Annotated in this window: 9 protein-coding genes; 3 read left to right on the forward strand and 6 right to left on the reverse strand. The window is 59.9% G+C overall.

Annotation, left to right across the window (positions count from 1 at the left end):
- Positions 1 to 3: 3 nt before the first annotated feature.
- Positions 4 to 3,072, forward strand: a complete 3,069-nt coding sequence (locus tag GHO32_RS23745) for an efflux RND transporter permease subunit (RefSeq protein WP_153335870.1) — start codon at positions 4 to 6, stop codon at positions 3,070 to 3,072.
- A 120-nt stretch (positions 3,073 to 3,192) separates the two neighbouring features.
- On the opposite strand, the gene GHO32_RS23750 is transcribed toward GHO32_RS23745, so the two are convergent.
- Together GHO32_RS23750 and plsB are read right to left on the reverse strand one after the other, a co-directional pair.
- Positions 3,193 to 3,591, reverse strand: coding sequence for a YbaY family lipoprotein (locus GHO32_RS23750; protein WP_153335869.1), 399 nt, complete (start codon positions 3,589 to 3,591; stop codon positions 3,193 to 3,195).
- A gap of 83 nt (positions 3,592 to 3,674) precedes the next feature.
- Positions 3,675 to 6,182, reverse strand: a complete 2,508-nt coding sequence (plsB, locus tag GHO32_RS23755; RefSeq protein WP_153335868.1) for a glycerol-3-phosphate 1-O-acyltransferase PlsB — start codon at positions 6,180 to 6,182, stop codon at positions 3,675 to 3,677.
- Between the two features lie 241 nt (positions 6,183 to 6,423).
- Here plsB and GHO32_RS23760 point away from each other — a divergent pair, with 241 nt between their 5' ends.
- A complete protein-coding gene (locus tag GHO32_RS23760) occupies positions 6,424 to 6,633 on the forward strand; it encodes a cold-shock protein (protein WP_048385582.1) in 210 nt (69 codons plus the stop codon).
- Between the two features lie 98 nt (positions 6,634 to 6,731).
- Here GHO32_RS23760 and GHO32_RS23765 read toward each other — a convergent pair whose 3' ends face one another.
- The 4 genes from GHO32_RS23765 to GHO32_RS23780 form a co-directional block, all read right to left on the reverse strand.
- On the reverse strand, positions 6,732 to 7,109 hold the full coding sequence (locus GHO32_RS23765; RefSeq protein ID WP_123749716.1) for a hypothetical protein: 378 nt from the start codon (positions 7,107 to 7,109) through the stop codon (positions 6,732 to 6,734).
- 80 nt (positions 7,110 to 7,189) lie between these two features.
- Positions 7,190 to 7,999 (reverse strand): putative RNA methyltransferase, encoded by an 810-nt coding sequence (locus GHO32_RS23770; protein WP_153335867.1) that lies wholly within the window; start codon positions 7,997 to 7,999, stop codon positions 7,190 to 7,192.
- Positions 7,999 to 9,150 (reverse strand): succinyl-diaminopimelate desuccinylase, encoded by a 1,152-nt coding sequence (gene dapE / locus GHO32_RS23775; RefSeq protein ID WP_153335866.1) that lies wholly within the window; start codon positions 9,148 to 9,150, stop codon positions 7,999 to 8,001. The genes GHO32_RS23770 and dapE overlap by 1 nt, the downstream gene beginning before the upstream one ends.
- A 106-nt stretch (positions 9,151 to 9,256) precedes the next feature.
- Complete coding sequence (locus GHO32_RS23780) at positions 9,257 to 11,848, reverse strand: glycosyltransferase (RefSeq protein WP_153335865.1); 2,592 nt, start codon at positions 11,846 to 11,848, stop codon at positions 9,257 to 9,259.
- A 276-nt stretch (positions 11,849 to 12,124) separates the two neighbouring features.
- Here GHO32_RS23780 and tcdA point away from each other — a divergent pair, with 276 nt between their 5' ends.
- A complete protein-coding gene (gene tcdA, locus GHO32_RS23785; protein ID WP_153335864.1) occupies positions 12,125 to 12,937 on the forward strand; it encodes a tRNA cyclic N6-threonylcarbamoyladenosine(37) synthase TcdA in 813 nt (270 codons plus the stop codon).
- The last annotated feature ends 136 nt before the right edge of the window (positions 12,938 to 13,073 follow it).

The raw sequence follows: 13,073 nt of genomic DNA on the forward strand, positions 1-13,073 counted from the left end.
CCGATGGGCTTCAACCTTTCCGCCTGGGCGCTGCGCAACCGCCAGATCGTGCTGTTCTTGATGCTGTTGCTGGCTGTAGTTGGTGCGCTTTCCTACACCAAGTTAGGACAAAGCGAAGACCCGCCGTTCACCTTCAAGGCCATGGTCATTCGTACCTTGTGGCCGGGTGCGACCGCCGAAGAAGTGTCGCGTCAGGTCACCGAGCGCATCGAAAAGAAGCTGATGGAGACCGGCGAATACGAGCGCATTGTTTCGTTTTCCCGGCCTGGCGAGTCGCAAGTGACCTTTATGGCCCGCGACTCCATGGACTCTTCGCACATCCCGGACCTGTGGTATCAGGTGCGCAAAAAAATCAGCGACATTCGCCATACCTTGCCGCCTGACGTGCAGGGGCCATTTTTCAACGATGAATTCGGCACCACCTTCGGCAATATCTACAGCCTGAGTGGCGAAGGTTACGACTACGCGGTGCTCAAGGACTACGCCGACCGCATCCAGATCCAGCTGCAACGGGTTAAGGATGTGGGCAAGGTGGAGTTGCTCGGCCTGCAAGATGAAAAGATCTGGATCGAGCTGTCCAACCTGAAACTGGCGACCCTGGGCTTGCCGTTGGCGGCCGTGCAACAAGCCCTTCAAGAACAGAACGCGGTATCGACCGCAGGTTTTTTTGAGACCCCGACCGAGCGCGTGCAATTGCGCGTCAGCGGTAATTTCAAAACCGTTGAAGAGATCGAGCGTTTCCCGATTCGCGTGGGTGAGCGCACGTTGCGCATCAGCGACGTGGCCGATGTGCGCCGTGGGTTCAATGATCCACCGGCACCGCGCATGCGTTTTATGGGGCAGGACGCTATCGGCCTGGCCGTGGCGATGAAGGACGGCGGCGACATTCTGGTGCTGGGCAAAGCCCTGGAAGTCGAATTTGAGCGCCTGCAACGCAACCTCCCGGCCGGCATGAAACTGGCCAAGGTGTCGGATCAGCCCGCTGCGGTAAAAACCAGCGTCGGCGAGTTTGTCCAGGTGCTGGTGGAGGCCTTGGCGATCGTGTTGCTGGTGAGTTTCTTCTCGCTGGGCGTGCGCACCGGCATGGTGGTGGCCCTGACCATCCCGCTGGTGCTGGCGATGACATTCGCCACCATGCACTACTTCGGCATCGGCCTGCACAAGATTTCGCTGGGCGCGTTGGTGCTGGCGCTGGGCCTGCTGGTGGACGATGCGATCATTGCCGTTGAAATGATGGCGATCAAGATGGAGCAGGGCTACGACCGGCTCAAGGCGGCGAGCTTTGCCTGGACCAGCACCGCGTTCCCCATGCTCACCGGCACGCTGATCACGGCGGCGGGCTTTTTGCCGATTGCCATGGCGCAGTCGAGCACTGGGGAATACACCCGCTCGATTTTCCAGGTCGTCACCATCGCGCTGCTAGCCTCGTGGATCGCTGCCGTGGTGTTCGTGCCGTATCTGGGCGCGTTGCTGTTGCCGGATCTGGCCAAGCTGCATGCCGCCAAACACGGTACCGGCGCGGGTGCCCCGGATCCGTACGGCACACCGTTTTATCAGCGCATTCGACGTTTGGTGGAGTGGTGCGTACGCCGCCGCAAAACCGTGATCGCGCTGACCGTGCTGCTGTTTTTGGGCTCGGTGGTGCTGTTCAAGTTTGTCCCGCAGCAGTTCTTCCCGGCCTCCAGCCGCTTTGAACTGATGGTCGACCTGAAGCTGACCGAAGGGGCTTCGCTGAGCAACACCACGGAGCAGGTCAAACGCCTGGAAAACCTGCTCAAGGATCACCCCGGCATCGAGAACTACGTGGCCTACGCGGGCACCGGTTCGCCGCGCTTTTACTTGCCGCTGGACCAGCAGTTGCCGGCCGCCAGCTTTGCCCAGTTTGTGGTGCTGGCCAAGACCATTGAAGACCGCGAAAGCCTGCGCACCTGGCTGATCGATACCCTGAACGAGCAGTTCCCCACGGTGCGTGCGCGGGTCACCCGTCTGGAAAACGGCCCGCCTGTGGGGTATCCGGTGCAGTTCCGGGTGACCGGCGAACACATCGAAGAAGTCCGGGCGCTGGCGCGTAAAGCGGCGGCCAAGGTGCGCGAAAACCCGCACGTGGTGAACGTGCACCTGGACTGGGAAGAGCCGAGCAAGGTGGTGTACCTCAATGTTGATCAGGACCGGGCGCGGGCGCTGGGCGTGAGTACCGCCAACCTGTCGCGGTTTCTGCAAAGCACCTTGCTGGGCTCGACCGTCAGCCAGTACCGCGAAGACAACGAGTTGATCGAAATCCTGCTGCGCGGCACCCCTCAGGAGCGGACCGAGTTGTCGTTGCTGCCGAGTTTGTCGGTGCCCACCGACAATGGCCAGAGTGTTGCCCTGTCGCAAATCGCGACGCTGGAATATGGCTTTGAAGAAGGCATTATCTGGCACCGCAACCGCTTGCCGACGGTCACCGTGCGCGCTGACATCTACGGCAAGGAGCAACCGGCCACCTTGGTGCAGCAGATTTTGCCGACCCTGGAAGGGGTTCGCGCTGAACTGCCGGATGGCTATTTGCTGGAAGTGGGCGGCACCGTGGAAGACTCCACACGCGGCCAGGACTCGGTGAAAGCAGGCGTGCCGCTGTTTATTGTGGTGGTGCTGACGTTGCTGATGGTGCAACTGCGCAGCTTCTCGCGCATGGCGATGGTGTTTTTGACCGCGCCGCTGGGGTTGATCGGCGTAACCCTGTTTTTGCTGGTGTTTAACAAGCCCTTTGGCTTTGTGGCGATGCTCGGCACCATCGCATTGTCGGGGATGATCATGCGTAACTCGGTGATCCTTGTGGACCAGATCGAGCAGGACAAGGCGGCGGGGCTGGCCCCGTGGCAGGCGATTATTGAAGCGACAGTGCGGCGGTTCCGGCCGATTGTGCTGACCGCTCTGGCGGCGGTGCTGGCGATGATTCCGCTGTCACGCAGCGTGTTCTTCGGCCCGATGGCGGTGGCGATCATGGGCGGCCTGATCGTGGCCACGGCTTTGACGCTGCTGTTCTTGCCAGCGCTGTATGCCGCGTGGTTCAGGGTGAAAAAGCCTGAGTGAGCGCTAAAGAACCTGTGGGAGCGGGCTTGCTCGCGATGCTGGCGGTGCGGGGTTCTGCATGTCCGCGTTGCTGCCATCGCGAGCAAGCCCGCTCCCACAGGGGAATAAGCAATTAGTTGCTTAACGCACCTGATCGACGCGCAAGCGAATCGGTTGCAGGGTTTTGGCATTCAGGTCAACGCTGTTGCGTTCGGTACTGATAAACAGCAATTTGCCGTCTTCTTCAATCCGCGCGCTCACTGCATAAGTGTGCCCAGGCTTGACGTCTGCCGGGTTGTAAGTGAGGTGGAACGGCAGTGGCACCTGGCCTTTGATGGTGCCGCTTTGCTTGGCCAGGGTCACGGCCGGGGCGTCGGCCAGCGACACGTCCTGCAGGCTCACTTCAAGGGTGGCGGTGGGCGGCAGGGCGATGCGTTGCAGGTAAAACACTTCACCGTCGAGGGTGGCTTGCGGGGTGGAGTTCATCGAGCTGCAGGCTCCGAGCAAGGCCGTGAGGCTGAGTAAAAGGATCTTTTTCATGGCAGTTTCCAAAGGGCTAAAAGAATAAAGTCGCCGATGTGCACACCCGGCCAATCACTGCATGAGTGGCCGGGTGTTCTTGGTTAAGGCGTTTTTTCGAGCGACGGTGGGGGTTGGTCTTGTGCATCTTCACTGCGATGCAGTGCCACCTGGCGGATCGACAGGCGAATCTCAGGCGGCAGCACGCGTTTAGCCGCGCCTTCGGCCAGTTCACCCAGCACTTCACGATAGCTCAGCTTGCCGTTGGCATCGCGGCGCAGCACGTCTTGCTCCAGCAATGTCTCGATAAAGTGACGGAACAGGCTCTTGTCGAAAAACTCGGGCGCGTTGAGCCCGTGCAGGATCGACAGGCGCTGGGCCATCATCGTGCACAGGTCTTCCAGTTCTTCACTGCTCAAGGTGTTCTGGCCGCTGTTAAGCAGCAGCGAGATGGCCATGTAGAAGCGCTGCAGGGTTTGCGCAATGCTTTTGGACAGCAGCGTCAGCAGCACAAAGTGCCGTGAGCTGGGGGCCGGGCGCAGGTAAATGTCGTTTTCGAAACGCAGCAAACCTTGCTCGACAAAGGCTTCCAGCCATTGATCAATCACACCGTCGAGCTCGTCCAGTGACCAGCGGATAAACAGCTCCGACTGCAGGTACGGGTACAGCGCGCGGGTGTAGCGCAGGATTTGCTCGCGGGTCATGCGTGACGAGCTCTGGAAGAAGCTGGCCAGCAAGGCGGGCAGGGCAAAGATGTGCAGCACGTTGTTGCGGTAGTACGTCATCAGTACCGCGTTCTGCTCATCCAGATAGAGGATTTTGCCCAGCGCGTCGCTTTGCTCAGACAGCAGGTCCATGGCTTTGACGTGTTCGATCAAGGCCTGGCCATCGCCCTCGGGCAGGGTGGTGTGCGGCGAGTAAGGCACACGCCGCAGCAACGCCAGGTACAGGTCCAGCACCCGCGCCATCGCCCGGTCGTCGAGCGCCAGTTTGCTGGTCGACAACAATGCCAGCGCCACCAGGTTGACCGGGTTGATCGCCGCCGCTTCGTTGAGGTGCCGGGCGACTTTTTCACCCAGGCGGTTGGTGGTGGCATTCAACCAGTCAGGCCGGTACAGCGGTGCCAGCTCTTGCTTGCGCCAGTCGGGTTGTTCCTGGTCGAGAAACTCCGCCAGTTTGATCGGCTCGCCAAAGTTGACCGCCACCTGGCCAAATTTCTGTTTCAGGGCGCCGATGACTTTGAAGATGTCGAAAATCGATTCTTTTTTCTTGCTCGCACCGCGCAGTTCGCCCAGGTACGTGCGACCTTCGAGCACGCGCTCGTAGCCGATGTACACCGGGACAAAAACGATGGGGGTGCGTGAAGAGCGCAAGAAGCTGCGCAGGGTAATGGCCAGCATCCCGGTTTTGGGTTGCAGCATGCGCCCGGTGCGCGAACGCCCGCCTTCCACGAAGTACTCCACCGGGAAGCCTTTGGTGAACAGGGTGTGCATGTATTCGTTAAACACCGAGGTGTACAGCGGGTTGCCCTTGAACGTGCGGCGCATGAAAAACGCCCCGCCGCGCCGTAGCAGCGGGCCGATCACCGGCATGTTGAGGTTGATCCCGGCGGCAATGTGCGGCGGGGTCAGGCCGTTGCGAAACAGCAGGTAGGACAGCAGCAGGTAGTCAATGTGGCTGCGGTGGCACGGCACGTAGATGATCTCGTGGCCTTGCGCGACGTCTTGCACGCCTTTGATGTCGTTGACTTTGACGCCGTCGTAAATCTTGTTCCAGAACCAGCTCAGGATCACTTCAAAGAAGCGGATGGCGGTGTAGGTGTAGTCCGAGGCTATTTCATTGGCGTAGCGCAGGGCCTGGGCCTTGGCTTTTTCCGGGGAGATATTCTCGCGTTGGGCCTCATCGAGAATGGCCTGACGAACCGCAGGCTCATTGACCAGGCCTTTGACCAGCGTGCGCCGGTGTGAGAGATCGGGGCCGATGGTGGAGATTTTAAGGTTACGAAAATGCACACGCAAAATGCGTTGGGCCATGCGCACGGTGCGCTCGTGGCCTTTGTTGAGGTCGATCAGCTCGCGCAAATGGATCGGCGCAGAGAACTGCACACGGGTTTTGCGGCCCAGAATCAAAATGCGTAACAGCCGGCGTAGACGCCCGGTCACCGCCCAGCTGTCGGCAAACAGCAGCTTCCATGGGCTGGACTCGCTGTCAGGCGATTGGCCCCAGAACACGCTGACCGGAATGATTTGTGCATCTTCAGTCGGGTTGTGGGTCAAGCCATCGACCAGACGGGTCAACGTGGGCGGCGCGCCGCGTTTGTCCTGACGACCGAGCCAATCGGGCTCGGGGGTCAGGTAAAAGAACGCAGCGGGTTCAGTCATGGCCCCGACGGCAACGGGCAACACCGGGCGTGGCAGACCCACTTTGGTGCACTCGGCATCGACCACCGCCAGTTCAGTGATCGACGGCGATTGCAGGACGTAGAACACCGGCCGGCTGCGGTCCAGGCTCAGCGCCAGGGAGGACTGGTTAATAGTCTCCGAACGCACCCACAGGTACAGCAAGCGACGCAGGGCGCCAAAGACGAGACGGTGGAATGGGGAGCGGGTCATACGGCTTCTGCGTTAGTGGATTAAAACGAGTGTTTACTCGGGTTGGTAGTGTGCCGTATCTCTGGAAAATCGGCAAAAAAGCAGCGAACTAATATTGATTGAGTGTTCTTCGCGCTGACATATACTCGACCCTCTTTCGCCTTATGGCGTAAGACAAGGTCTTGGAAAGTTAAGTTCGAGTAAAAGTTCTTGGCGGGCTAACCAATGCGCCCATTCAAAAAATAAAAAGGGGGAAAGATCTATGAGCACACGTTTGACTGGCAATGTGAAATGGTTCAACGACGCCAAAGGCTACGGTTTTATCCAGAGTGAAAGCGAGGGTGATGTGTTTGTGCATTACCGCGCGATTCGCGGTGAAGGCCATCGCTCCTTGACCGAAGGCCAGCAGGTTGAATACACCCGTGTGGCCGGTAACAAAGGGTTTCAGGCAGAAGACGTGGTAGGGCTGTAACCCCGAAAAACGTGTAGGAGCGAGCTTGCCTCGCGATCTTTTGAACCTTTAAAAAGATCGCGAGGCAAGCTCGCTCCTACAGGGGATTACGGTATGGATCAGGAACCGGTGCGCCAGGTGATTTCTTCTTCGCCGTCTGCGCTGACGCGGATCCAGCGGTCAGCGTCTTCTTCGCCGTCTTCTTCAACCCAGGTGCCCGGCGCGCAACGGACTTCTACATTCAATGCCTTGAAGGCATCACGGGCGCAGGCGATGTCGTCTTCCCATGGCGTTTGGTCGCTTTCCAGGTACAGGCTGTTCCACTTGCCCACGGCCTTTGGCATCCAGGTCACTGGAACCTTGCCGGCGGTGCATTTCCATACCTGGCCTTTTTGCTTCCACTCCGAGCACTCGCCCAGCACCGTGGACAGCCAGTCGGCGACTTCTTTGTAGGTGACCGCTTCTTTCAGGTAAATCTCAATATCGGGCTGGCGCATGGATGGTCCTCACTGCGTGTCTGAAAAATCCATTCGCGGATTCGTCGGGCCTGCCGCTGGGGTGGCAGGCCTTAAAAGGGTTATTGAAGCACGAAAAAATCGTAACGCATGGACACCGTCACCTTTAAAGGCTGCGGGTCTTCGATGACCTGTGCCCGGCGTTCGGCGCTGGCGCGCCAGCCGTGCGGGGTCATAGCCAACAAGTTGGCGCGGTCCTGGGGCTCGCTCAGGCTTAAGGTGAACTCCAGTGTTTCACTGTGTTGCAACTGCATGCCGTCCGGCACTAGGGCCAAGTGTTTGTCGTCGCTATAGTCGCGCACCTCGTCGTAGAGCCGCTCACGCAGCTCCATCAGATGGCCGCGGGTCGGGCCTACGCGCATCAAACCGCCGCCGGGGCTGAGCAAGCGCTTGGCTTCGAGCCAGTCGAGCGGGCTGAACACACTGGCAAGGAACTGGCAGCTGGCATCAGCCATCGGCACCCGCGCCATGCTGGCGACCAGCCAGCTCAGGTTCGGGTTGCGCTTACAGGCGCGCTTGACCGCTTCACGGGAAATGTCGAGGGCGTAACCGTCGGCATTCGGCAAGGCGTCGGCGATCTGCGCGGTGTAGTAGCCTTCGCCACAGCCGATGTCGAGCCAGCGCTGCGGGGCGCGCTCGGCGGCCAGTTCAGCCAAGCGCTTGGCGACGGGCGCATAGTGGCCTGCGTTGAGGAAATCGCGGCGGGCTTCAACCATGGCCTGGTTGTCACCAGGGTCGCGGCTGTTTTTGTGCTGCACCGGCAACAGGTTCAAATAACCTTGGCGGGCACGGTCAAAGCGATGGCCTGCGGGGCAGGTCACGCCATTGTCGAGCGCCGCCAGCGGCGCTGCGCAAATAGGGCAAGCAAGCATCAGGCGAGCAACTTGATCAGGGTGTGGTAGTAAATCTCGGTCAGCACGTCGAGATCGCTGGCCAGTACCCGCTCGTTGACCTGGTGGATGGTCGCGTTGACCGGCCCCAGTTCAACCACTTGCGTGCCCAGGGTGGCGATAAAACGCCCGTCCGAGGTGCCACCGCTGGTGGAGGCTTTGGTTTCGCGGCCGGTGACCTGTTTGATGCTCGACGATACGGCGTCCAGCAGGGCGCCCGGCTCGGTCAGGAACGGCAAGCCAGACAGCGCCCACTCGATGTGCCAGTCCAGGTCGTGCTTGTCGAGGATATCAGCGACGCGTTGCTGCAAGCCTTCAACGGTGGACTCGGTAGAGAAGCGGAAGTTGAAAACCGCCACCAGATCACCGGGGATCACGTTGGTCGCGCCGGTGCCCGAGTTGAGGTTGGAGATCTGGAAGCTGGTCGGCGGGAAGAACGCGTTGCCGTCGTCCCAGTGCTCGGCGGCCAGTTCAGCCAGTGCCGGTGCCGCCAGGTGGATCGGGTTCTTGGCCAGGTGCGGGTAGGCAACGTGGCCCTGAACACCGCGAACGGTGAGTTTGGCGCCCAGCGAGCCGCGACGGCCGTTTTTCACTACGTCACCGACCAGGGTAGTGCTCGACGGTTCGCCAACGATGCACCAGTCCAGACGCTCATTACGTGCGGCAAAACGCTCGACCACCGCCTTGGTGCCGTGGTGGGCCGGGCCTTCTTCGTCGCTGGTGATCAGAAACGCAACCGAACCCTTGTGGTCCGGGTAGTCCGCAACAAAGCGCTCAGCGGCGACCAGCATGGCCGCGAGGCTGCCCTTCATGTCGGCGGCGCCGCGTCCGCAGAGCATGCCGTGTTCGTCGATCACTGCGTCAAACGGGTCATTCTGCCAGGCGTGCACCGGGCCGGTCGGTACCACATCGGTATGGCCAGCGAAGCACAGCACCGGGCCTTCGTGGTTGCCGTGGGTGGCCCAGAAGTTATCAACGTCTTCGATGCGCATCGGTTCCAGCTTGAAGCCGGCATCGCCCAAGCGTTGCATCATCAGCTTCTGGCAGTCGGCGTCGATCGGCGTCACAGAAGGGCGACGAATCAGATCGCAGGCAAGTTGCAGGGTCGGCGAAAGGTCGGCATGGGCCGTCATGATAGGGACTCCGAAGCGGGACAAGTGCGGGCGGCACGGCACAAAAGGGCGGTTATCTTAAAGCAAAACGGCGGCCAGAGGCCGCCGTTTAGAGGTTGCGTGCAATTTATGCCGCGGGTTGCTCCTGCTCGGCCTCAACAGGCTTGGGCAGGGACGAGGTGAAGGCCATGATCAGCGCCGCCAGATACGGCAGCGATTGCACCATCAGCATCACCACCCAGAAGCGCATGTCGTTGCTCGGCAGGCCCTGGACCAGGAAGATCCCGAGCGCTGCACCCCACAGCAACAACATGATGAAGACTTCTTCGCGGGCTTCCGAAATGGCCACCCAAAAGCCGTGATTGTCGGCGTTTTTAGGCGTGCGGAAGAACGGAATGCTGGTGGTGAAGAAGCCGTACAGCACCGCTTTGGCGATGGTGTGCGACAACGCCAGGCCTGCCAGGGCTGCGGCAAATGCGTCCTTGAGGTTGACCCCCACGGCGCGGCGGTACAGGAAGATGATCTTGCCGACCTTGAACACAAACAGCGCCAACGGCGGGATGGCGAAAATCAGTAACGGCGGGTCAACCCGCGTCGGCACAATAATCATCGCCGCCGACCACAGCAGGGCGCCCACGGTGAAGAAAATATTCATGCCGTCAGCCACCCACGGTAACCAGCCCGCGAGGAAGTGATAACGCTGGCCACGGGTCAGCTCGGTGTTTTTGCCCAGCAGCAGGCTCGACGCGTGACGCTTGATGATCTGAATCGCCCCATAGGCCCAGCGGAAGCGCTGTTTCTTGAAGTCGATAAAGGTATCGGGCATCAGCCCCTTGCCGTAGCTGTTGTGGGAATAGGCTGCGGAATAGCCTTTTTCGAACACCCGCAGGCCCAGCTCGGCGTCTTCACAGATGCACCAGTCAGCCCAGCCCAGTTCTTCAAGTACCGAGCGACGGGTCATGGTCATGGTGCCGTGCTGAATGATCGCGTCACGGTCGTTGCGGGTCACCATGCCAATGTGGAAGAAGCCTTTGTATTCCGAGTAGCAGAGCTTCTTGAAGGTGCTTTCACTGTGGTCGCGGTAGTCTTGCGGCGACTGCACGATGGCGATTTTCGGGTCGGCAAAGTGCGGCACCATGTGCTTGAGCCAGTTGCGATCGACGCAGTAATCGGAGTCGATGACCGCGATCACTTCGGCGTCTGGCGCAGTATGCGGGATCAAGTAGTTCAGCGCGCCGCCTTTGAAGCCGGCCAGCGGAGCCACATGGAAAAACTTGAAGCGCGGGCCGAGGGTGGCGCAGTAGTCACGCACCGGTTCCCACACCGCCGGGTCTTTGGTGTTGTTGTCGATCAGCAACACTTCGAAGTCCGGATAGTCGAGGTTGGCCAGCGCGTTAAGCGTCTGTTTAACCATCTCGGGCGGCTCGTTGTAACAGGGCACATGAATCGAGACTTTCGGTCGGTAGGCATCGTCGCTTTCGACCGGTAAAAACTCACGTCGACGCTTGCGAATCCAGACCGCTTCAGCCAGTTCATGGGCCTCGGTGAGCAGCACAATAAACACCCCGAGCGCGCCCAGCCCGAGCAGGAAGCCCACCGTCAGGCTGAACCAGGTGCTGTATTGCTGGCTGTAGTCGTAGCCGATCCACACCAGCGCCGAACCACACAGGAACGCAGTGAAGGTCAGGAAGGTACGGCCACGTTGACGCAGGGCCGAGCCGTCGATCAGCAGCAAGGCCAGCGACAGCAAGCCCATTACCACCGAACCAATGGCCAGTACGCGCCACTGCGGAATCGCAACCACCGGGCCTTCAAAGTTGAATTTTTGCTGGCGGGCGGCGTTGTATACACCCCAGTACGCGCCGACCGAACCTTCATCGCTGGCCTTCCACGGCTGGTCGAAGGCTTCGATCACGAAGTAGTTGTAGCCGCGACGGTTCAGGTTATTGACCAGCGTACGCAGGTAAATGGCCTGGTCAGCCGGTGACGCATCGGCGCCACCGCGCATGCGGCCGTTGCTCGGCCATCCGACCTCGGAGAGCAGCAGCGGTTTTTTCGGGAAGAGCTTTTTCAGGTCGCGGGCGCGGTCCAGAACAAACTGGCCGGCCTTGTCGACCGGGATAAATTCCCAGTACGGCAGGATGTGCGCGGCGATCAGGTCAACGTGCTTGGCCAGTTGCGGGTATTTCTCCCAAATGTGCCATTGCTCAGACGTGGTCACCGGGACTTTAACTGCGGCGCGCACCCGGTCCAGCAGCACGGCGAGGTCTTCGGGGGTTATCTCTTCGCGAAACAGCGCTTCGTTACCGACCACGACCCGTACGACGCTGCGCGAATTATTGGCCAGTTCGATGGCTTTTTGAATTTCGCGCTCATTGCGTTCCAGGTCAGGGCTGATCCAGATGCCGAGGGTCACCCGCAGACCGAACTCTTCCGCCAGCTTGGGAATGTCGCCCAAGGTGCCGTCGACCGAGTAGGTACGAATGTTGTCGGTCAGCTTGCTGATGATTTCCAGATCGCGACGCATTTCATCGTCGGTCGGGTACTGGTCTTTCTGCGGGTACTGGCCTTGTTGAAACGGCGAGTACGAAAAGCCGGAGATCTGATCAGGCCAGTTGGGGGCGGATACCGGGCGGTTAATCAGCGCCCAGAAGCCTGTGAAGAGGGCAGCGATGGCCAGCACGACCACCAGGTTGAGTCCAAATTTACGCGATGACATAACGTTTTCGGGTTCCAAAGGGAGTGGAACGAAGATCGGTCGGCAAGTGCCAAACGGCGCGCATCCTACACTGCGCTCTGACCCACCGTACAGCACACGGAATCAGGTCGCGCATTGGGCAGCCAGAGCACTCTTAAGTTCTTTCTTTGTTGCTTGTAGCTCTTGTCTTGTTAACTCGTGGGTTATTAAAGCAGTGTTGGTCGCATAGAGCTTGGTAAAGATACTCAACGGCCCGCATGCCCCCTATAATGCGCGCCGGTTTTTGGGGTGTTGGTCATGAGTACAGAAGATCCACGGTTTGCCGGCGTCGCCCGGTTATATGGGCTGCAAGGCCTGGAACGACTGCGTGCAGCGCACGTGGCAATTGTGGGCGTGGGCGGTGTCGGCTCGTGGGCGGCCGAGGCCATTGCCCGCTGCGGCGTCGGCGAAATCTCGTTGTTCGACCTCGATGACGTGTGCGTCAGCAACAGCAACCGCCAGTTGCACGCACTGAGTTCGACCATTGGTCGGGACAAAGTCGAAGTGATGGCTGAGCGCCTGCGCGAGATAAACCCGGCGTGCACCGTGCATGCGGTGGCGGATTTCGTGACCCGCGAAACCATGGCTGAGTACATCACCCCGAACATTGACTGCGTGATCGACTGCATCGACAGCGTCAATGCCAAGGCGGCGTTGATTGCCTGGTGCAAGCGGCGCAAGATCCAGATCATCACTACGGGCGGTGCGGGCGGACAAATTGATCCGACCCTGATTCAGGTCTGCGACTTGAACCGTACTTTTAATGACCCGCTGGCCTCGAAAGTGCGTTCTACCTTGCGCCGCGATTACGGCTTTTCGCGCACGGTAACCCGTCACTACAGCGTGCCGTGCGTGTTTTCCACCGAGCAACTGCGCTATCCCAAGCCTGACGGCAGCATTTGCCTGCAGAAGAGCTTTGTCGGCGATGGCGTGAAGCTCGATTGCGCCGGCGGTTTTGGCGCCGTGATGATGGTCACCGCGACCTTCGGCATGGTCGCGGCCACCAAGGCCGTGGACAAAATCGTGGCGGGCGTGCGCAGGCCCTCAGAGAAGGTCAAGGCTAAACCCTGAGTTGTAGGAGCGAGCTTGCTCGCGATCTTTTGATCTAGATCTTGCTTTTGATCTTGATCTTGATCTTGATCTAAAAGGCCCCATTAAACCACGCTGGCCGAACGCAGGTTTTGCGCAGTGGGTAACCCGGCAGGAC

Origin of the sequence: Pseudomonas sp. FSL R10-2189 (genome assembly GCF_009600325.1) — a bacterium.
GTDB lineage: Bacteria > Pseudomonadota > Gammaproteobacteria > Pseudomonadales > Pseudomonadaceae > Aquipseudomonas > Aquipseudomonas helleri.